The sequence below is a fragment of the Acinetobacter sp. ESL0695 genome (assembly GCF_029392135.1).
GTDB lineage: Bacteria > Pseudomonadota > Gammaproteobacteria > Pseudomonadales > Moraxellaceae > Acinetobacter > Acinetobacter pollinis.
On record NZ_CP113932.1, the window covers coordinates 507004 to 527761 of the forward strand.

Annotated in this window: 18 protein-coding genes; 10 read left to right on the forward strand and 8 right to left on the reverse strand. The window is 37.8% G+C overall.

Going from position 1 to position 20758, the window contains the following annotated elements:
- The first annotated feature begins 20 nt into the window (after positions 1 to 20).
- Entirely contained in the window at positions 21 to 1178 is a 1158-nt protein-coding gene (hemW, locus tag OZX61_RS02385) for a radical SAM family heme chaperone HemW (RefSeq protein WP_277095211.1), read from the forward strand.
- 130 nt (positions 1179 to 1308) lie between these two features.
- Positions 1309 to 2226 carry a Dyp-type peroxidase gene (locus OZX61_RS02390; RefSeq protein WP_277095212.1) on the forward strand — a complete coding sequence of 306 codons (918 nt, stop codon included), beginning with the start codon at positions 1309 to 1311 and terminating at the stop codon, positions 2224 to 2226.
- A 44-nt stretch (positions 2227 to 2270) separates the two neighbouring features.
- Here OZX61_RS02390 and aroE read toward each other — a convergent pair whose 3' ends face one another.
- A complete protein-coding gene (gene aroE / locus OZX61_RS02395; RefSeq protein WP_277095213.1) occupies positions 2271 to 3065 on the reverse strand; it encodes a shikimate dehydrogenase in 795 nt (264 codons plus the stop codon).
- A 254-nt stretch (positions 3066 to 3319) separates the two neighbouring features.
- On the opposite strand from aroE, the gene OZX61_RS02400 reads away from it, so the two are divergent.
- Positions 3320 to 4834 (forward strand): OmpA family protein, encoded by a 1515-nt coding sequence (locus OZX61_RS02400; RefSeq protein WP_277095214.1) that lies wholly within the window; start codon positions 3320 to 3322, stop codon positions 4832 to 4834.
- A 489-nt stretch (positions 4835 to 5323) separates the two neighbouring features.
- On the opposite strand, the gene hemF is transcribed toward OZX61_RS02400, so the two are convergent.
- Both hemF and ribA read right to left on the reverse strand, forming a co-directional pair.
- Positions 5324 to 6262, reverse strand: a complete 939-nt coding sequence (gene hemF / locus OZX61_RS02405; protein WP_195772717.1) for an oxygen-dependent coproporphyrinogen oxidase — start codon at positions 6260 to 6262, stop codon at positions 5324 to 5326.
- 102 nt (positions 6263 to 6364) lie between these two features.
- Entirely contained in the window at positions 6365 to 6973 is a 609-nt protein-coding gene (ribA, locus tag OZX61_RS02410) for a GTP cyclohydrolase II (RefSeq protein WP_277095215.1), read from the reverse strand.
- A 298-nt stretch (positions 6974 to 7271) separates the two neighbouring features.
- On the opposite strand from ribA, the gene dxs reads away from it, so the two are divergent.
- The 3 genes from dxs to OZX61_RS02425 all read left to right on the forward strand — a co-directional run bounded on the left by dxs (position 7272) and on the right by OZX61_RS02425 (position 12311).
- The gene (dxs, locus tag OZX61_RS02415; protein ID WP_277095216.1) at positions 7272 to 9191 is read left to right on the forward strand and encodes a 1-deoxy-D-xylulose-5-phosphate synthase; all 1920 of its coding nucleotides are present in this window, start codon (positions 7272 to 7274) and stop codon (positions 9189 to 9191) included.
- A gap of 118 nt (positions 9192 to 9309) precedes the next feature.
- Complete coding sequence (locus OZX61_RS02420; protein WP_195772720.1) at positions 9310 to 10140, forward strand: inositol monophosphatase family protein; 831 nt, start codon at positions 9310 to 9312, stop codon at positions 10138 to 10140.
- A 386-nt stretch (positions 10141 to 10526) separates the two neighbouring features.
- Positions 10527 to 12311 (forward strand): DEAD/DEAH box helicase, encoded by a 1785-nt coding sequence (locus OZX61_RS02425; RefSeq protein ID WP_277095217.1) that lies wholly within the window; start codon positions 10527 to 10529, stop codon positions 12309 to 12311.
- 68 nt (positions 12312 to 12379) lie between these two features.
- Here OZX61_RS02425 and OZX61_RS02430 read toward each other — a convergent pair whose 3' ends face one another.
- The 4 genes from OZX61_RS02430 to rplM form a co-directional block, all read right to left on the reverse strand.
- Positions 12380 to 12805, reverse strand: coding sequence for a ClpXP protease specificity-enhancing factor (locus tag OZX61_RS02430; protein WP_277095218.1), 426 nt, complete (start codon positions 12803 to 12805; stop codon positions 12380 to 12382).
- A gap of 4 nt (positions 12806 to 12809) precedes the next feature.
- Positions 12810 to 13469, reverse strand: a complete 660-nt coding sequence (locus OZX61_RS02435; RefSeq protein WP_195772723.1) for a glutathione S-transferase C-terminal domain-containing protein — start codon at positions 13467 to 13469, stop codon at positions 12810 to 12812.
- Positions 13470 to 13610: 141 nt separating this feature from the next.
- A complete protein-coding gene (gene rpsI, locus OZX61_RS02440) occupies positions 13611 to 13997 on the reverse strand; it encodes a 30S ribosomal protein S9 (protein WP_195772724.1) in 387 nt (128 codons plus the stop codon).
- Positions 13998 to 14009: 12 nt separating this feature from the next.
- Positions 14010 to 14438: a 50S ribosomal protein L13 gene (gene rplM / locus OZX61_RS02445; protein ID WP_023272904.1), complete on the reverse strand. Its 429-nt coding sequence runs from the start codon at positions 14436 to 14438 to the stop codon at positions 14010 to 14012.
- Positions 14439 to 14701: 263 nt separating this feature from the next.
- Between rplM and pdxA the strand changes: the two genes are divergently transcribed.
- The 3 genes from pdxA to OZX61_RS02460 are packed head-to-tail and all read left to right on the forward strand — an operon-like array spanning position 14702 to position 17356.
- Entirely contained in the window at positions 14702 to 15679 is a 978-nt protein-coding gene (gene pdxA, locus OZX61_RS02450; RefSeq protein ID WP_277095219.1) for a 4-hydroxythreonine-4-phosphate dehydrogenase PdxA, read from the forward strand.
- A gap of 17 nt (positions 15680 to 15696) precedes the next feature.
- Positions 15697 to 16509, forward strand: a complete 813-nt coding sequence (rsmA, locus tag OZX61_RS02455; protein WP_195772725.1) for a 16S rRNA (adenine(1518)-N(6)/adenine(1519)-N(6))-dimethyltransferase RsmA — start codon at positions 15697 to 15699, stop codon at positions 16507 to 16509.
- Between the two features lies 1 nt (position 16510).
- Positions 16511 to 17356, forward strand: a complete 846-nt coding sequence (locus OZX61_RS02460; protein WP_277095220.1) for a symmetrical bis(5'-nucleosyl)-tetraphosphatase — start codon at positions 16511 to 16513, stop codon at positions 17354 to 17356.
- An 857-nt stretch (positions 17357 to 18213) separates the two neighbouring features.
- On the opposite strand, the gene hflX is transcribed toward OZX61_RS02460, so the two are convergent.
- Complete coding sequence (gene hflX, locus OZX61_RS02465; protein WP_277095221.1) at positions 18214 to 19548, reverse strand: ribosome rescue GTPase HflX; 1335 nt, start codon at positions 19546 to 19548, stop codon at positions 18214 to 18216.
- Between the two features lie 396 nt (positions 19549 to 19944).
- On the opposite strand from hflX, the gene OZX61_RS02470 reads away from it, so the two are divergent.
- Positions 19945 to 20754, forward strand: a complete 810-nt coding sequence (locus OZX61_RS02470) for a lysophospholipid acyltransferase family protein (protein ID WP_277095613.1) — start codon at positions 19945 to 19947, stop codon at positions 20752 to 20754.
- Positions 20755 to 20758: the final 4 nt, after the last annotated feature.

The window sequence follows — 20758 nt, forward strand, 5'->3', positions numbered from 1 at the left end:
ATGTGAAGTTGAGTAATTTCTTGAGTGATTTAGTACCGCAAAGTATACCATTGTCGTTATATATTCATATGCCTTGGTGTGTGCGAAAATGCCCATATTGTGACTTTAACTCACATACTGTGCCAGGCGGTCAACAATTGTCATTAGAGCTTGAAAAAGAATACTTACATGCATTAGTAGAAGATTTTAAAACTCAGATAAATTTTGCTCAAGACCGTGAAATAACGAGTGTATTTATTGGGGGTGGTACACCTTCGCTGATTTCTGCTGAAGGTTACCAGTGGTTATTTGCTCAGCTTAAACAGCATCTCAATTTTTCCAACAATTGTGAAATTACACTAGAAGCTAACCCAGGAACACTAGAGCACGAACCTTTTGAAGCATATCTCAAAGCAGGGATTAATCGCTTATCGATTGGCGTGCAAACTTTTAATACAGCGCATTTAACAAAGCTTGGCCGTATCCATAGTGCAGATAATGCAGTTAATGCAATACAACAAGCAAAAAAAGCTGGTTTTAAACGTGTTAATGTTGACCTTATGCATGGTTTGCCTGAACAGACCTTAGAACAAGCATTATATGATTTAAAAATGGCGGTTGATCATGGTGCAACCCATATTTCATGGTATCAACTTACTATTGAGCCCAATACAGTGTTCTTTAGAACACAACCTATTCTGCCTTCTGAGAATATATTGTCAGATATTCAAGAAGAAGGTGAGAAGTATCTTATTGAGTCTGGCTTTACCAACTATGAAGTTTCTGCATGGCGTAAAGAAAAACCATCACTCCATAATTTGAATTATTGGCAGTTTGGCGATTATCTAGCGATTGGTGCAGGTGCACATGGCAAAGTCACTCAAGAAGATGGTGTATACCGTTTTCAAAAAACTCGGTTGCCAAAAGACTATTTAGAAAAAACACCCGCGCCAATGATAAATTTTGAAAAAGTTGTATCTGATGATTTACCTTTTGAATTTATGATGAATGCACTTCGATTAAAAGAAGGTGTACCTGCCGATTACTATAAACAGAGAACAGGGCTCGAATTGACGACAGCAAATGACTCCTTACAACAATTATATAATCAAGGACTATTGTCTAAAGAGTCTGAACGAATTGTTTGTACTGATAGAGGATATCGCTTTTTGAATGCTGTTTTAGAAGAATTTTTATAACCATCTTTTGGGGTTGAATCGGGTAAGTTGATATTGATTTATTTTGAATAAAATCATCTACATTACCTCATTTAAAGGTAAACTAAAGACAGGAACTAGCCATAAATTACACAGCATTTCGGAGTTATAAATGACTGCTCAATCCGTGATTTTGCCACTTCCATCAGATCATGCGCGCTTTATTGTTATACGCCTTAAAAATTTATCTGTGGATGAACTTAAACATCAGCTTAAAAATCTGATCTCTGAACGAAATCGTCTCATTACACAGCATCCTAATGATCAAGTGAAAACAGGCATTGCTTTTGGGCCTGAAACATGGTCAAAACTCTATAAAAACTCCCCTCAAGATTTTAAACAACTTGAAGTGGAGCAAGGTAGTTTTAATATGCCTGTCGTGCCTGGTGATGTTTTTATTCATATTGCGAGTCAGCGTACAGATATCTGCTTTGCATTGAGCCAAGCATTTTTTCATGGCATACGAGAAAAGGTTGAAGTACTTGAAGAAAGAACCTGTTTTCGCTATCTAGATGGTCGTGATCTAACAGGCTTTATAGATGGGACAGAGAACCCGCAATTTAAAGAAGATCGTGCAGAAACAACATTGCTTTCCTCAGAACATGGTGTATTTGCAGATGGTACATTTGTATTTGCACAGCGTTATGTTCATGATTTAGAAAAATGGCAAAGATTAAAAGTAGATGCACAAGAGCGAGTAATTGGTCGAACAAAACTTGAATCGATAGAACTTGATGATGATGTGAAGCCTGAGAATGCACACATTAGTCGTACAGTTGTAGAAGATGACGAAGGTGAGGAGCTCGAAATCTTACGTCATAGCTTACCTTATGGTGATGGCCATGGTGAACAAGGCCTCTACTTTGTTGCATATACAAAAGAGTTAAGTCGAATTGATGCAATGCTTAAGCGTATGTTCGGTACAAGTGGCGATGGTATACATGATCGCTTATTACATTTTGTGACGCCAGTCGATGGTGCATACTATTTTGCACCATCAGAACATTTATTGGCTGAAGTATTGGCATAAAGCGAAGTTTCCCCATATTGCTACTATAGAATATGGGGAAAATATTATAAAAAGTCTTTGAGATTGGGTCTTGTACCGTTCCAAATATAGAAAGATTCAATCGCTTGTCCAACCAGCATGCCAAATCCATCTGCGTAAGGAATGTTCCTTTTTTTTGCTTCATCTAGAAAATGAGATGGTTTTCCATATGCCATTTCATAAGCATAATTAAAAGTTAAAGATTCAGGAAGTAAAAGAGCATCTCCTGAAAGCGATGCAGACGTTGCATTAATCACAATATCAAAATGTCCTGTTAGTTGGTCTAGTCCAACTGCATTGAGCGAGGTATTTTGAATATGAGGTGATAAATCTTGTATAAGTTGAGTTGCACGCGAGAGAGTACGGTTTGCAATGACAATCTCATGAGCACCTGCCTCTGCAAGTGGAAAGATCACGCCTCGAGTTGCACCACCTGCACCTAAAATAAGAATTCTAGACTGAGAGAGTGGCCACTCTAATGCATTGATTGCATTAACAAGGCCTTGTCCATCTGTATTGTCGCCGTAAAGTTTGCCCTCTTTTTGCCAAAGCGTATTCACAGCTTTTGCAATTTTTGCGCGCTCTGTGAGTACATCGCAAGCCTTAAAAGCATCTTCTTTGAAAGGGACTGTCACATTTAAACCTGTGCCATGATTCTTGAAAAACTCATCAATGCTAGATTCAAATTGTCCGATCTGTGCCAATCGCTTGTTATAGACTAAAGTTATTCCTGTCTTTTGAGCAAATGCTTGGTGTAATTCAGGCGATCTTGAATGTGCAATAGGATTTCCAATGACTGCAAAGTGTTTAGTTGTTTGCATAATATGGCGCTCTATAATTGTCATGGTGAATAGAAATATACAAGAAAACGAATAAAAATAGGGGAATCAAAGATGAGTTTTTTTACCGTTTACATAAACACATAGGAAGCAATAGCAAAAAAAAGTAAAATGAACGAATCACATACTTAGGCACAAATAATAGCCATAGCCAATAAGAATTTACGTCGATGAAGGCGTATTTACGATGGTAAAAAGATAAAAACAATCGCAATTTCCCTATGAGGAGTATAAGAATGTCTATAAACCCTGTCGAATTGCTGAAAGAAAAAGTAACACCAGCAATTATTAATCAACAACAACTTGCTATTGATGCTGATAAAAAATCATCATTGCTGGCTCAATTCTATCCAATATTATTATCGATATTACATAAGTTTCCTGAACGTATTCAGTCTACAGTAAATTTAGAAAGTAATGGTTTAAATACGTTATTTGGTAATCAAGCACCAATTATTCGACAGGTAGTAGAGGGGTTCTCTACACATCATAGTCTACCTGAAAAAACGGTAACCTCTCTTTTTGATCAAGCAATTCCTTTAAGTGTAAAAACTTTAAAAGATGAAGTTGGCCAAGACAAAATTGGTGCTTATCTTACCAGTCATTTAAAAGATATTGCGACAAGTTTTCCTGCGTGGAGTGCGGGTCTAGTTTCTGCACTTGGTTTAAGCAGCTCGTTGGGTACACAAGCATCGTCTCAGCATGTTTATAGTAAAGAGCCTGAGAAAAAATCTGGTATGTTCGGGAAGCTTTTACCTATTATTGGTCTAATTATTTTGGCATTAATTGTTATTTTCCTTTGGAAATCTTGTCAACATAAAATGGATATGCCAATTCCACGAAATAACGAGGCATCAGAGCCAACTGCACAAGAAATGGCTCAAGCACATCATGAGGAAGAGCAAGATACCGAGCAAAGTCAAATTACACTGGTTTCTGGTGTAGGTAATCAAGTACAAGCATGTCATGCAACGGTTGGAAATGAAAGTTTGTCTGAGGCAATGCAAAAGCGCTTAGCTCAAATCTTTGGCTCAAATGTAAAATGTGATATTACTGTAGATCCGTCTTACACGACTGCTTTACAAGGTGTAAGTAAATTCCAACAAGTGATGGATCAGATTAAAGCTGTACCGAATGCAAGTATTGATTGGCAAGGTAATCATATTACTGTAAATGCACCTGATGCAAAATCAATGAATGAATTGGTAGAGAAAATAAAAGCCGTTGAACCTACATTAGTCGTTTCTGCAACAACACCGTTAAATGAAGAGCAATCTGTAGATTCAAGTATTGATAAAAGCAGATCAGCACTTTCAATGTTAAATGGAAATTCAACGCCACAAGATGTTGCAAATGCTTTGAATATCCAGATTATTAATTTCCCAACTGCATCAAAAGTATTACCACAGAAAAATAAAGAAATTTTAGATGAAGCAGCGAAGCTTATCCAAAACGTGCCAAATGTTAAATTAACTGTTGCAGGTTATACCGACTCAACAGGTAATGCGGAAGCAAACAAAACATTATCTCAACGCCGTGCGCAATCAGTTTTAGATTATTTAGTATCGAAAGGTGTAAATAAAGATCAATTAACTGCAGTGGGATATGGTGCTGAAAATCCAATTGCAGACAATGTGACTGCTGAAGGTAAATTCCGTAATCGTCGTATTGAGTTCAAAGTAGTCAATACAGAGAATGGTAAAGCAACAGTTGTTGATGGTGAGCATGAAGTGAAAAACATCACACAATAAAACATCGGTTGTAAAAAAAGCAGTCTTTAAATAGGCTGCTTTTTTATTCGGTAAAAGAAAGTGGTGTAAATCATCTTGCGGTTCTAACAAACAAATTATGAAGGGTTACAAATATCACGAACCTTCTCTACAAGGCACGAAGTGAGAGTGAAGAATAGGGTAAAACCGAGAAGGATACTTGTGGTGATGGAAATACTATCGGAAAGAACATCGTTATAACTTACGGTAATGCCAATGGAGCTGAGCATCAGGAGAAAGAGGCAACTCATTATAAGTAACCACTTATATTCATTTAAAAACTTCAACATAAAATATAGGCCTGCTATTTTCTTTACTGGGTTGATCAAAGAAACAACAAGTAGTGTAAACGGTAAAGACCAATATAATATGAAATTTTGCTTAAGATACGAGATTTTTTATTTAAAAAAGTAACGAGATGTATTGTAATACAAAAGAGTAGTTTTACTCTTTTGTATATTGATTTAGTTTTTATAGCTCTGAAAGCCAGTCATGTGGCTTCAAATAGTAGTCTGTTAGGCGCTTTTCAATTGAGTTTTCTTCCCATTCAGGACGATAAGACCAACTGACTAGGTTTGGAAGACTGACCAAAATCGATTCTATACGTCCACCAGTTTGTAGACCAAAAATTGTTCCTCTATCGTATACCAAATTAAACTCTACATAACGGCCACGTCGGTAAAGCTGAAATTCTCTTTGAGCAGGTGTATAAGGTTTTTCACGGTTTCTTTCAAAGATTGGTAAAATTGCAGTTAAGTAGCCATTACCTACAGCTTGTATATACTTAAAGCAGGTTTCGAAATCCCAACAATTTAAATCATCAAAGAATAAACCACCTACACCACGCTGCTCATCACGATGTTTCAAGTAGAAGTAGTCATCGCACCATTTTTTATGTTCGTTATATACGTTCTCACCAAATGGTTGGCAAAGATCAAAAGCGTTTTGATGCCAATGTTTAATATCTTCATCATGTGGATAAAAAGGTGTTAAATCAAAGCCTCCACCAAACCACCAAATAGGATCTTTTCCTTCAGGTTCAGCGACAAATAAACGAATATTCGCATGAGAGGTTGGAATGTTTGGATTTTTAGGATGAATGACCAGTGATACACCGAGTGCTTGTGCCTTTGCACCTGCAATTTCAGGGTGTCTCGCTGTTGCTGATGCAGGTAATTGACGAATGTTTATGTGGGAAAACATCACGCCGCCTTTTTCTATAACTTCACCATTTTGAAGTACACGTGAACGTCCACCACCACCTTCAGGACGTTCCCAGTCATCAATAATAAATTTTTCGCTACCGCCGCCAATTGTTTCTTGTTCTTCAAGTGCTGTACAAATACGTAATTGTAAATCGAGTAAAAATGTTCTGACCCGTTCAATATCTATCTTTGATGGATTCTGCATGAATGCCTCATACATAAAATAAAAGTGATCATATAAAAACATAAATCCATAAAAAAAGTAAGGGATTTTGTATGGGTAAAATCCCTAAGTTTGATTGATTTTTTATTTTGAAAAGTCATCTTCTTTATAAAGATGTGACATACGACTGACCTTTGTTTTTAAATAAGAGGCATTAAATGGGTTCAGTCCTACAGTTAGAGGAACACGCTCAGTAATTTGGATACCTAAAGATTCTATAGCTTCTACTTTAAGCGGATTGTTCGTCACTAATTTAATTTGATGTATACCAAAATGATCTAAAATAATTTTACACATGTCGTACTTGCGCGCATCGGCAGGTAAATTCAGCATTGTGTTTGCATCTACAGTATCGTGTCCTTGGTCTTGTAAAGCATAAGCACGAATTTTATTTGTTAAACCAATGCCACGACCTTCTTGTCGTAAGTAGAGTATGATACCTTGTCCGGCTTGATCAATGAGTGATTGCGTTGCTTTGAGCTGAGGGCCGCAATCGCATTTTAAAGATGCAAAAGCATCTCCAGTTAAGCATTCTGAATGAATACGTGCTAATACTGGCCCATTTGGCGGTGTTTCTAAGCCTTTGGTGAGCGCAACGTGTTCTTCTTTTGTTTGAGGATCTTGAAATACACTAATATAGAAATCACCGAAAGCTGTTGGAAGCTTCGATGTTGCAACAAATTCGATAGCCACAATAAAAACCATTTATTAGAAGGAAATAATAAAAGTATAGCTGAATGGTGTCACAGAAGTTGTTTAAATATACAAAATTTCAGACAAACCGTTTATTTTTGTGGAAAGACGAAGATAAGGGTTGATCATTCATAGCATTTTTTTAGATAATTCCATGCTTGTCTGAGACAAAGCAATGTAAAACTACAGATCGTTGATGTGGCGCATTGAAAATAAGTACTGATAGGTTAAAATTATCGGTTTAACGCACTATAACTCAGCTTCGGATTAGCCCAGCTCTAGAAGGCTCTGCCACATTATGTTGTATACAGAAATACCAGCTCAGCGTCCTGTTACGCCATTGTTAGATGCAATTGACCATCCAAAACAATTACGTCAACTTGATCCAGACCAACTTTTACAGGTGGCTGATGAGTTGCGTCAGTATATTTTATATGCTGCCGGAATTAGTGGAGGGCATTTTGGTGCAAATCTTGGCGTAGTTGAACTGACTATTGCGTTACATTATTGCTTTAACACACCGAATGACCGTTTAATTTGGGATGTGGGGCATCAGGCTTACCCACATAAAATTTTAACAGGTCGACGTGAAGATATTACAACAATCCGAGCAAAAAATGGTTTAGCAGCATTTCCAGCACGAGAAGAATCAGAGTTTGACACCTTTGGTGTTGGGCATTCTTCGACTGCAATTTCTGCAGGTTTGGGAATGTCATTAGCACGCCGTTATCAAGGCAATCCTTGTGAGGTTGTTTCTATTGTAGGTGATGGTGCAATGACGGCTGGTATGGCATTTGAGGCCATGAACGATGCTGTGGCTCATCAAGCAGACCTAATGGTTGTTTTAAACGATAACGACATGTCAATTTCATGCAGTACTGGTGGATTTGCAAAGCATTTGGCAGCAATTTGGGAAAAAGGGCATTTTGTAAATATTACAGAAGCTGGCGAAGCTGTTGTGGAGCCTTATCCAAATTGGACATATACTTCAAGATTGCATGAAGCAGCAACCAACGAAGCAGATAACTTATTTAAAGCCATTGGTTTTGAATATTACGGTCCATTTGATGGTCATGATATTCCTCAACTCTTACGTGTGTTTGAATCATTAAAAAAACGTCAAGGACCGCGTTTGATTCATGTATATACTAAAAAAGGTAAGGGGTTTTCTCCTGCCGAAAAAGATCCTATTAAATATCATGCAATCTCAAAAACACCTGTCATCGTACCTCAAACACTGGCTTCGAAAAAATCTGCACCAAAGTATTCGAGTGTGTTTGGGCAGTGGCTCTGCGACGAAGCTGAGCAAGATACACGCTTACTTGCAATCACACCTGCAATGTGTGAAGGCTCTGGAATGGTTGAGTTTGCAAAAAAATATCCAAAACGCTTTTTTGATGTTGCTATTGCAGAACAACACGCTGTAACACTAGCTGCGGGTATGGCATGTGAGGGTTTAAAACCTGTCGTTGCAATTTACTCAACTTTCTTACAACGTGGCTATGATCAACTGGTTCATGATGTTGCTTTACAAAACCTAGATGTGACTTTTGGAATAGACCGTGCTGGTTTAGTTGGGGAGGATGGCCCCACACATGCGGGTGTATATGATTATGCTTATATGCGAACAGTACCTAATTTAGTACTCATGGCACCAAAAGATGAAAATGAGTGTCGCCAAATGTTGCATACAGCGTATCATTACAAAGGTCCAGCAGCTGTACGTTATCCACGTGGTGTTGGTGAAGGTATAGATATTCAGCAAGAAATGAAAAGTCTAGAAATTGGTCGTGCTGAGATCGTGCTTCATGCAGATGAACAGTATGAAGAGCAGATTACAATTTTGGCTTTTGGTAGTCGAGTGAGTCCTGCATTAAGTGCAGCACACCAGTTATCAAAACAGCTTGATATTGGCATTTGTGTTGTGAATATGCGCTTTATCAAACCATTAGATACATGCATGATTGATGAGCTTCAGGCAAAAACAGCACTCTTCGTGACAATTGAAGAACACGCCGTAATGGCTGGTGCTGGAAGCAGTGTAAATGAATATCTGGCACATGCTCAGATATTAAAACCGATGTTAAATCTAGGCCTTCCAGATGAGTTCTTAGCGCAGGCCGATCATAAGCAAATGCTACATGATTGCGGTTTAGATGCCGAGGGTATTACTGAATCAATTTTAAGTGCATGGAAAAAAAGCCTTACGCTTTGTTAATCAATTGCCTAATTATTTTTAATAAATTCTATTAAAAAGCATGTCTATTTGTTAGAATAGCCATGCTTTTATGCATTATTCTTTGTCAAAATCTTCAATATTTGAGTGTGGGTGTTCAATGGAACCTATGGTGGTGATGGCTGCGCGTGCAGCACAATTAGTTGGTCAAGAGCTTTTAAAGGCACATAAAAATCGTCATAAGTTGGACCTGCAAGTTGAAGAAAAAGGCATTGATGGCCCTGTAACACGTGTAGATCGTTACTTAGAGCAGTTGGCGATTGATACACTACGTAAAAGTTATAAAAATCATAGTTTCTTGGGCGAAGAGTTTGGTCTACAAGAAGGCAATGGTCATGATGCCGATTGGTGTTGGATTATTGACCCTTTAGATGGCACACTTAACTTCGTTAATGGTCTTCCTCATTTTTGTATTTCAATCGCAGTTCAACATAAAGGTGTAACTCAGCACGGCGTAATCTACGATCCTGTACGCGATGAGCTATTCTCTGCAAGTCGCGGCCGCGGTGCGATGATGAATCAGCGTCGTATTCGTGTGAATACACGTGACAGTCTAGAAAACACATTTATTTCTGTTGGTCATGCTTACCGTGCAAAACGTAATGGCGAAATTGTATCTTATGCAAAACAGCATTTTGATGCGATGCTTGCAATTACAGAAGCAGGTTCACAGTTCCGTCGTGGTGGTTCTGCTGCACTTGATCTTGCATACGTTGCCGCAGGCCGTTTTGATGGATTCTTTGAGCTAGGCTTAAAACCATGGGATATTGCTGCTGGTGAGCTTATTGTAAAAGAAGCTGGCGGTATTGTGGTTGATGGCCGTGGCGGTTCAGAATCTATGGAAAATGGTCAGGTTATTGCATGTTCTATGAAAATGCTTAAACCATTTATGCAAGCGATTACCCCTGCGTGGGCAAACGCAATTAAGTAGGATATTGTATGAAAGAGTGATATAAGTCACTCTTTCTACTTATTGTTTCAGTCATATGAAAAATAATGAAGAATTTTATATAAACTAGGTGACATTTATAATTAACCTGTTATAATTTCCCAAACGCACTTCATTTCCGTTCATTACCTGAACATTTCTCTCTTATTATTGTGTATGCGCGTGCGGTCCATAGAGGACGAATTCTCGCGCCCCAATCGCTGAAAGCGATTCTTCAGGTTACTATCGTAATCATGCGTGCGTAATATTCACATCGTTGTATTTCGGATCGCCGCTGAATTCTAGATTTCAGCTTTTGTTGCTGTGCCGCTTTTGCCGATGTTACTTTTTATTATTAAATGGAGCACCCTTGTAGGGTGGAATTCTCTATGAGCAAAACTTTTGCCGATTTTTCATTACATGAGTCTCTTACACAAGCATTAGAGGCGTTAAATTTTACAAATCCAACACCAGTTCAAGAGCAGTCAATACCAGCAGCATTAGAAGGGAAAGATCTACTAGTTTCTAGCCAGACAGGTTCTGGTAAGACAGCGGCATTTTTACTACCGACACTTCATAAACTTGCCGAAAATGATGTATTCGTTCCTTTCAAAGAGCGTATGCGTGCAGTTACACAACCAAATATTTTAGTACTTTGCCCAACACGTGAGCTTGCTCAACAAGTAAGCCAAGATGCAATTGCATTTGTTCGTCACATGAAAGGTGTGCGTATTGCAGCTGTTATGGGTGGTATGCCTTTTGGTAAACAAATTCAACAACTTAAAGGTGCACAAGTTGTTGTAGCAACACCAGGTCGTTTACTTGATTTAGTAAACCGTCGTCAGATTAAGCTAGACAAAGTTGATGCATTAATTGTTGATGAAGCAGACCGCATGCTTGACTTAGGTTTCTCTGAAGACTTAGAGGCTATTAGTGATTTTGCTGCAAATCGTAAGCAAACATTAATGTTCTCTGCGACATTTGCAGGTCGTATTATCAGCTTAGCTGAACGTATGATGAATGATCCACAACGTATTGCGATTGAAACAGGTCATTCAACAAATACAGATGTTACGCAAACACTTCATTGGACTGATGGATTTGAGCATAAGAAAAAATTGCTTACTCATTGGTTAAATGACGAAAAACTAGATCAAGCTGTTGTATTTGCAAGTACTCAAGAAGATACAGATATGTTAGCTGAAGAGTTAGCTGAAGCTGGTCACTCGGTTGTTGCTTTACATGGTGCAATGCCACAAACAGTTCGTAACCGTCGTTTACGTAGTATTCGTGAAGGCCGTGCACGTATTTTGGTTGCGACAGACGTTGCAGCGCGTGGTTTAGACGTTCCGACTATTTCTCATGTAATTAACTTCGGTTTACCAATGAAACATGAGGACTACGTACACCGTGTAGGTCGTACAGGTCGTGCTGGTCGTACAGGTCAAGCAGTAACACTTGCAACTTACCGTGAGCGTGGCAAGATCCGTGCATTAGAAGATTATTTAGAAACACGTTTAAATGTTTCTGAAATTGAAGGTTTAGAGCCATCTCCACCTCCTGCACGTTCAGGCCGTGATGGTGGTCGTGGTAACGGTAAACGCGACGGTCGTCGTGGTGGCGGTTTTGGCGGTGGTCGTCGTTTTGAAGGCGAAAGCAAGTTCAAACGTAATGATCGTGATGGCGGTGATCGTCGTCGTTTCGATGATAAACCACGTAAAGAAGGTAGTTTCGAAGATCGTCCACGTCGCGAGTTTAACTCAGACCGTCCACGTCGTGAATTTAATTCAGACCGTCCACGTCGTGAGTTTAACTCAGACCGTCCAAAGCGTGAATTCAACTCAGATAGTCCGCGTCGCGAATTTAATTCAGACCGTCCACGTCGTGAGTTTAATTCAGATCGTCCAAAGCGTGAATTTGGTTCAGATCGTCCAAAACGCGAATTTAATTCAGATCGTCCAAAGCGTGAATTTGGTTCAGATCGTCCAAAACGCGAATTTAATTCAGATCGTCCAAAGCGTGAAGGCTTTGGTGACAAGCCACGTTTCAATATGAATGATGACAACCGTGGTAATCGTGCAGATTACAAACCTCGTTCATTCCGTGGAAACAGCGAGCGCGGTTCAGATGATCGCGGACGTTCATCAGATCGTCGTCGTAAATTTAACGACTAATTAGATGTCTTTAAAAAAGCCAGTATTTATACTGGCTTTTTTATTATTTAAAATAAGTATTCTTAATTTTATTCAACAATTTTTAGACTTGGTTTTTTCTTTGGTTCAGGTTTTTCTTCTACAGTCTCTGTCTTAGCTTCAGTGTTAATATCAATATTGTCATATTCATTTGGATCAAAAAATAGACCTTGACCATTTTCTTTGGCATAGATACCAATTAATGCATAAAATGGTATAAAGATATTTTTCGAAACTCCCCCAAAACGTGCAGAGAAGGTAATAGCATCATTACTCATATAAAGCTGGTGAACCGCATGTGGTGCAGTATTTAACACAATTTGTCCATCTTTTACAAACTGCAATGGAACATCTGTATTGGGCTGTGTTGCATCTACAAGTAAGTAAGGCGTCAAGTGGTTATCGCAAATCCATTCATAGATTCCACGAGCGAGATACGGGCGTGTTGGGCTGAGTTGAGGCTCTTGTTCGGACATATGCTTAATTCTCGGTGTTCTTTAAAAGATGATTGTAACGAGTTTTCTCTTGTAGAGTCATTGATTTAATAAAACTAGTACGATTAAAAATGCGCTGACAATATAGAAAAATAGCTCGGCACTGTGATGTGGGTAAGTGTACACCCATACTATTTAAACGTAATAACATGGGCGCAAGCATGCAGTCTAATGCCGAAAATGTTTCAGACATAAAGTAAGGAAAATGTTGAAATAATGGCGTTAAAGAAATAAGAGTGTTTCTTAGCTCAGTTTGTGCTTTTTCTTTTTCTTTTTGGTTTAAACTGTCAGGGTGTAAAAGCATGATGTCTGCAAGGCGAAACCAATCTTTTTCAAACCGCCAAATATACTGACGTTGTTCTGCTCTTTGTAATGGGCTATCCATAAAGAGTTTATTTTGACGATAACGATCATCTAAATATTCAGCAATAATGCTAGGCTGAAAGAGTTTTATGCCTTGGTCAAGTAAAACTGGGAGAGTATTGTAGGGATTAAGAGAGGCTAAATCTTCATCATCATAATCTGTTAAAATAAGTTGATGCTTAATTTCTTTTTCTGTAAGAATAAAACGCATCCAATGCGAGCGGAAATCATCTGCATGACTGAGTAAGGTGATTCCTTGGTGTTCAGATATTTCTAATGCCATGAATAGAGTGTAACCTTTACAGAATCAATAAGCATACTAAAATTACGTTTCAAACGCATCATGTTCATAACAGAATATATTTATTTTTATATAAAAAAACCTCGGATAATCCGAGGTTTTTTGTCCAATTCGGTAAACGAATTAACGTTTAGAGAATTGAGGACGCTTACGAGCTTTACGTAAACCAAGTTTCTTACGTTCAACTTCACGAGCATCACGAGTAACGAAACCTGCTTGACGAAGTGCTGGCTTTAAAGATTCGTCAGAAGCGATAAGCGCACGAGTGATCCCGTGACGAATAGCACCTGCTTGACCACCAATACCACCACCTTTAACAGTGATGTAAAGGTCATACTTTTCAGTCGCTTCTAAAAGCTCTAATGGTTGACGAACAACCATACGCGCTGTTTCACGACCAAAGTACTGTTCGATAGAACGGTTGTTAATAACGATTTTCCCTGTACCAGCAGATAGGAAAACACGTGAAGTTGCGGTCTTACGGCGACCTGTACCATAGTTTGTAGCCATGTGCTGTATCCCTTAGATGTCCAAAACTTGTGGCTGTTGAGCAGTATGAGGATGCTCGCTACCAGCGTACACTTTCATCTTCTTGATCATTGCATAACCAAGAGGGCCTTTTGGCAACATGCCTTTAACAGCGCGTTGGAAGATTTCTTCAGGTTTATGAGCAACTAATTTTTCGAAATTAGTTTCTTTTAAACCGCCTGGGAATTCAGTGTGGCGATAGTATTTCTTATTTAAAGACTTCTTACCAGTTACTTGAACTTGTTCAGCGTTAATTACAACGATGTAATCGCCTGTGTCAACGTGAGGAGTATAAGAAGTTTTGTGCTTACCGCGTAAACGACGAGCGATTTCAGTCGCTAAACGACCAAGAGTTTTGCCAGAAGCATCAACAACGAACCAGTCGTGTTGCGTTTCAGCAGGCTTTGCGCTGAGAGTTTTCATCTACTACATACCTATTATAGTTGGTTTGAACGTGAAAATGTCCAAACAAAAGAGAGTCGAGATTCTATGTTAAAAGGTTAGAATGACAACATCATCAATATAAAATTGAGCGCACATTCTACCCGAATTAAAGTCTTTTAGAAAGTTATTTACATAAAATTCTTTTTTTTATTTCTATCATTTTATAAGTGAGTTTGTTGAAAATAATATCTTCATATAATAAGGTGAAAGTCTATAAGTCGGGGAGTTATAAGCGGGTGGGTATGTATCTTAAACCTTTATATGTGACCAGTGGCGAACCTGCAGGAATTGGACCTGACATTTGTTTAACACTCGCAAAACGTATAGATAAACGTCCAGTAGTCGTTTTTGCAGATATATTTTTGTTAGAGGCACGTGCTCAGAAACTGAATTTAGATGTGAAATTGACACTATATGTCGGTCAGACGATCCCATCTGAAGAAAATGAATTGTATGTCGAGCATATTGCAGTAGCAATACCTGTCATAGATGGTGTATTAAATCCTAAAAATGCGCCTTATGTGATAGAGCAGCTTGAGCGTTCAGCACGATATGCTTTGGAAGAAAAAAGTGTGGGAGTGGCTACAGGACCTGTTCAAAAATCCGTCATTAATGACGCAGGTATTATATTTAGCGGTCATACTGAATATTATCAGGAAATTGCAGGTGTAGATCGTGTTGTAATGATGCTTGCAACGAAACAACTTCGAGTTGCTTTAGCAACAACACATTTGCCGTTAAAAGATGTTGCTAATTCGATTACAACAACGCGCTTGACTCAAGTGATTGATATTTTAATTCACGACTTAAAAGAAAAATTCAAAATTGATACCCCTCGTATTTTAGTTTGTGGTTTAAACCCGCATGCAGGAGAAGGTGGTTATTTAGGTACAGAGGAAATTGAAATTATTGACCCCTTACTTAAAAAATATCAATCAGTGGGTGAACAAGTAAGCTTAAGTTTGCCTGCAGATACATTATTTACACCATCACACTTAAAAAATGCAGATGCTGTTTTGGCAATGTACCATGATCAAGGTTTACCTGTGTTAAAATCGCAAGGTTTTGGTGAAGCAATTAATATTACTTTAGGGCTTCCTTTTATTCGTACTTCTGTTGATCACGGTACCGCATTAACATTAGCTGGTACAGGTCAGGCAAAAGCCTCGAGTTTACATGTAGCTGTAGATCTTGCTTTACAGCTAGCATCTTCAAAATAATTTGTCGGAATGAGTGTATGTATCAGATTAATGCCTTAAACCCAAAAGAAGAGGGGCATAAGGCACGTAAGCGTTTTGGGCAAAACTTCTTACATGATCAACGTGTTATTGCTAAAATTGTTCGTTCAGTGAATCCACGAACAGGCGATAACCTTGTAGAAATTGGCCCAGGTCTAGCTGCGCTTACATCACCACTTATTGGTGAGTGTGATGCACTGACTGTTGTTGAGTTGGACCGAGATTTGGCTGCGGGGTTGCCTGAGCGAGTACCACATCCAGAGCGCTTAACCATTGTAGAAGCAGATGCATTGAAATATGATTTTAATCAGCTTTTAAAAGACGATAAGCCTTTACGTATTGTTGGTAACCTTCCATATAATATTTCTACGCCTTTACTTTTTCATCTTTTGGAGTTTGGAAGTAAAGTTAAAGATATGCATTTCATGCTACAAAAGGAAGTGGTCGATCGTATTACAGCAAAACCGAATACGAAAGAATATGGCCGTTTATCTGTGATGATTCAATATTACTGTGCAGCGACTTATTTATTTGAAGTGCCGGCAGGTTCATTTAATCCGCCGCCAAAGGTTACGAGTGCGGTATTTCGCTTAGAGCCATATGACCAAAAACCAATTGTTGCAAAAGATGAAAAAGCATTATCTAGATTGGTGAGTCATGTTTTTACACAGCGTCGTAAAACTCTGCGTAATAGTTTAAAAGGAATGCTAAGTGATGATGCCTTTGAAAAAGCAGGTATTGATCCTATGGCTAGACCTGAAACACTGACACTTGCTCAGTTCGTTGCATTGTCAGACCAAATGGTGGCATAAAATGAATAAGGCGAAGCGTTTTCACTATGTAGTTGGTGATGTTCAAGGTTGTTTTGGAGCATTACAGAAACTATTGGAAACCATAAATTTTGATACAGAAAAAGATTTTATTTGGTTTGCTGGTGACCTCGTAGCACGTGGAGAGAATTCCTTAAAAACGCTTCGCTTTATTAAATCTATGGTTGAAAAAAAATGTGCTGCTACGGTACTCGGAAACCATGATCTCACATTAATTGCATGTGCGCGCGGTATAAAAAAAGCAAAAACCAAAGATAAAATTCATGACATCTTAGAAGCGAAAGACTGTGATGAACTGATTGATTGGCTTAGACATCAACCTTTATATTTAGCTTTAAATGATACCGCAATCATGACACATGCAGGTATTCCACATATTTGGAATATTCAGCAAGTAGAAAACTATGCAATTGAAGTTGAAAAGGTCTTGAGGGATAAAAATTGGAAAAATGTGGATACATTCTTAAAGGAAATGTATTCAAATGAGCCTGATACTTGGTCTGATCATTTAACAGGTCAAACACGTCTACGTGTAATTGTAAACTATTTAACTCGAATGCGTTTGATTGATATAGAAGGTAGATTAGATTTTCATTTCAAAGAAGGTTTAAATGATCCAATGCCTCAAGGTTTTGCACCTTGGTTCTCTATTAAAGGACAGATAGAAAAGACACATCAGATTTTCTTTGGTCATTGGGCAGCTTTAGAAGGAAAAACTCATCATAAAATGATTCATAATGTAGATGGGGGCTGTGTTTGGGGTGGGCATATGATTGCCTATCGCTTAGAAGATCAACATGTGTTCAGAGTAAAAAATTTAATCGAATAATAGTTAATCCTCATTAATACTATATAAGTAAAATTATCTTGATGATTAACTTTATACCAAATAATTGAATATTATTTAAATGCAAATATATATGATATTTGATTAGTTTTTAATAGCATAAAGTACTCCTATGAATATGATTAATAGCAATATCAATACATACATCATTACTTCGCAAAATTTACTTTTATCTTTTTCAGCGTAGCATGCAACAATATGTACGATTAATCCTATAATTGTAAAAGGCCAAAAGATAAAAAATAAAGCAATAACCCCTACATAAAAAGGTATACTAATCATAAAAAATCATTAAAATGTGATTTTATTCACAATATTGTATTAAGCCAGTTTTGTCTAGAGGTAATCAACATTAATTGGTTTAGTTGCATTTTTTATATGGAACATCAGAGAAGTTAAAGTAATCTAATACAGGATGTATCAAATTTAACGTTTAATTAGCATTAATATTATTGGCAAATAAATGGTAATAATTATTCTATCTGTTGTTATATAACAGAAGTGTGCACACTTCATACTGCTATTTTAACCTATATAAGTAGGGTATCAGAATCAAGTTTATAGGAACGATGGGTTAATCTTAATACCGATTTCAAACTTAAAATTGTCTAATAACTGTTCTTATGGAGTAGTCTTCTTCATAGTTGGAGAATACTTCATGTCTAAAATATTCGGAAAAACTTATGTTTAGGCGCCATAAGTTAGCCCCAAGCTTGCTAAGCTCTGTATGGTTAACGAAATAATTAAACCATACAGAGACTTCGTTGAAGATAACAACAATTAAAACAACTCGAATAATCTATCTGATTTATTTCTATTATCAGAAGATTGAGCGAATATTATGGCGAAGAAATTTCAAAAGCCTCTAATGGACGTTTGAACTGCTGTGCTGCTTCACCTAATATTTCATCAATAGGTAAGTGTAGCTGTTTAATCGTTTGTTCAAGTTTATGTGGTGCAATGCGAACATGGATGAGTAAATCACCATCATCGTTATAGTCTTCAGATTGTATAACATTCAGATTATATAGCGCTGTTCTTAGCTTACCATAGGCTGGTTTAAGAGAGAGTTCAAATGTTTGAATTTGACCCACTAAGCTTTCCTGTACAGCTTGTTTTAGAAGGTCTAATCCTTGTTGGGAATGTGCAGATACATATACTCGATCTGGCGTATTTGGTGAAGCATAAATAATTTTCGCATCTTCGCCAGACTGATCAATTTTGTTATATACCCTAAGGATAGGTACATCTGCACCAATTTCTTTTAACACTTCTTCAACAGCCTCAATTTGCTCCATCATATCGGGGCTGCTACTGTCTATGACGTGAAGTAGAAGTGTCGCTTCTAAGGTTTCCTCTAAAGTTGCTTTAAATGATTCGACCAACGAGTGTGGAAGATCTCTAACAAACCCAACAGTATCGGCAAGAACCAAAGAACCAATACCATCCCAATTTAGACGACGTAAGGTTGGATCTAATGTGGCAAAAAGTTGATCTGCTGCGTAGACTTCACTATTTGCAAGAATATTAAAAAGTGTAGATTTACCTGCGTTGGTATAACCGACCAATGAAACAGTCGGAATGGCTGCTTTTTGACGCGCAGCACGTCCTTGAATTCGTGTCTGTCTTACTTTTTCAAGTTTGTCTTTAAGTTGTCCCATTCTTACACGAAGTAAACGTCTATCGGTTTCAAGTTGTGATTCACCTGGGCCGCGTAAACCAATACCACCTTTTTGACGTTCTAAATGTGTCCAACCCCTTACTAATCGGGTTGAGAGGTGTTCAAGTTGAGCAAGTTCAACTTGTAATTTACCCTCATGTGTTCGGGCACGTTGAGCAAATATATCCAAAATGAGCCCTGTTCGATCGATGACTCGGCATTTAAGTATTTTCTCTAAATTGCGCTCTTGGCCTGGAGATAAAGCATGATCGAATATCACAAGTTCTGCTTCAAGGTCTTCTACCAAGACTGCTAACTCCTCAGCCTTACCTGAACCGATAAAAAGTTTTGGGTCAGGCCTTTGGCGTTGAGCAGTCACTTGTTCTAAAATGTCAGCGCCTGCTGATTTGGCAAGTAACTGAAACTCTTCGGCATCAAGATCTTTAAGCATTTGTACTGCTACATGGACGAGTATGGCGCGCTCACCGCCTTGATGACGATCGAAATATTCCACTTATATAATTACCTACTGAATGAGTTGAATGATAATGTTTTTGACATCTCTCTGTAACATTAGCATCATTCAGAATAGACTTACAAGACCGACGAAAAAAACTTACATACCAGCAAAAATGAGCCGAAGTATAAGATCGAACAGCCTGCAATAATTCTTAATTGATAAAATGCATGTTTAGGTTTCATTTTCAATTCGGTTTGATTGATTGTATTCATTGCCCATGTCTCCTAATGTGAATAGACCTATTCTATTTTTATTGTTTGGATAAATAAAATTGTAAAATTTAATAGTTTTGTTCGATTTATTAGATGCAGTCTGTAAGTTTATTTACAGCGTAGAGCATCTGTACTTTATAATAAATAAAATTGTATGAATAGCTAACCAAAGATCATGATGCACAATATTAATACAGTATTAAAGTCGAGTAAAACGAGTTTGGGGAAGACCTTTCACTATGCCAAAAAGGTAGGAAGTGGTGTCACTGCAATTGGTGAGGGGTTCTATGTGGTTTATAAAAATCAGTTGTACAAGTCTCCAAATAAACCTGAGAATACAAAATATGTACAATGGTTCTGTCGCAAAATGTGTCAGGTATTTAATGTAGATATTCAAATTCATGGCGAGCAGCGAAAAGACCATACGGTTGCACTATGGGCCAGTAACCACATTTCTTGGTTAGATATTCCAGTTTTAGGTGCAAGTGCGCGTATTTTCTTTTTAGCAAAGGCAGAAATAGAACAATGGCCTATTTTAGGTAAACTTGCTAAAGGTGGTGGTACGCTTTTTATTAAAAGAGGATCGGGTGATTCAGCAAAAATTAAAGATCAGATCACAGCATTTTTAAAGCAAGATGTACCTGTTTTATTTTTTCCTGAAGCTACAACATCAGATGGTACATATATACAACGAATACATGGTCGATTATTTGCCGCAGCAATAGAAGCACAAAAACCAGTGCAACTTGTTTTACTTTGTTATGTGAACCAAGAGGGTAAGTTAGACCAAGTTACGCCTTATATAGGAGATGCCTCTTTGGTAAAACATGTAAAAAATGTTGTAGATATGCCAAAGGTAACAGCGCATGTTGCTTTTTTACCTGAGATTGATGTTAAAGGTCATACTGTAGAAACGCTTACCAAAACAGTACAAGTGGCAATGAAAGAAGGCTTATTACATTTACACCAAAAGGTACTCTCTAAGTAGGTGA

Excerpts from the sequence above, each read along its gene's own strand:
- OZX61_RS02390 (WP_277095212.1), top strand. The coding sequence starts at position 1,309 with ATGACTGCTCAATCCGTGATTTTGCCACTTCCATCAGATCATGCGCGC.
- aroE (WP_277095213.1), bottom strand. The coding sequence starts at position 3,065 with ATGCAAACAACTAAACACTTTGCAGTCATTGGAAATCCTATTGCACAT.
- OZX61_RS02400 (WP_277095214.1), top strand. The coding sequence starts at position 3,320 with ATGTCTATAAACCCTGTCGAATTGCTGAAAGAAAAAGTAACACCAGCA.
- hemF (WP_195772717.1), bottom strand. The coding sequence starts at position 6,262 with ATGCAGAATCCATCAAAGATAGATATTGAACGGGTCAGAACATTTTTA.
- dxs (WP_277095216.1), top strand. The coding sequence starts at position 7,272 with ATGTTGTATACAGAAATACCAGCTCAGCGTCCTGTTACGCCATTGTTA.
- OZX61_RS02420 (WP_195772720.1), top strand. The coding sequence starts at position 9,310 with ATGGAACCTATGGTGGTGATGGCTGCGCGTGCAGCACAATTAGTTGGT.
- OZX61_RS02425 (WP_277095217.1), top strand. The coding sequence starts at position 10,527 with ATGAGCAAAACTTTTGCCGATTTTTCATTACATGAGTCTCTTACACAA.
- OZX61_RS02430 (WP_277095218.1), bottom strand. The coding sequence starts at position 12,805 with ATGTCCGAACAAGAGCCTCAACTCAGCCCAACACGCCCGTATCTCGCT.
- OZX61_RS02435 (WP_195772723.1), bottom strand. The coding sequence starts at position 13,469 with ATGGCATTAGAAATATCTGAACACCAAGGAATCACCTTACTCAGTCAT.
- rpsI (WP_195772724.1), bottom strand. The coding sequence starts at position 13,997 with ATGGCTACAAACTATGGTACAGGTCGCCGTAAGACCGCAACTTCACGT.
- rplM (WP_023272904.1), bottom strand. The coding sequence starts at position 14,438 with ATGAAAACTCTCAGCGCAAAGCCTGCTGAAACGCAACACGACTGGTTC.
- pdxA (WP_277095219.1), top strand. The coding sequence starts at position 14,702 with ATGTATCTTAAACCTTTATATGTGACCAGTGGCGAACCTGCAGGAATT.
- rsmA (WP_195772725.1), top strand. The coding sequence starts at position 15,697 with ATGTATCAGATTAATGCCTTAAACCCAAAAGAAGAGGGGCATAAGGCA.
- OZX61_RS02460 (WP_277095220.1), top strand. The coding sequence starts at position 16,511 with ATGAATAAGGCGAAGCGTTTTCACTATGTAGTTGGTGATGTTCAAGGT.
- OZX61_RS02470 (WP_277095613.1), top strand. The coding sequence starts at position 19,945 with ATGCACAATATTAATACAGTATTAAAGTCGAGTAAAACGAGTTTGGGG.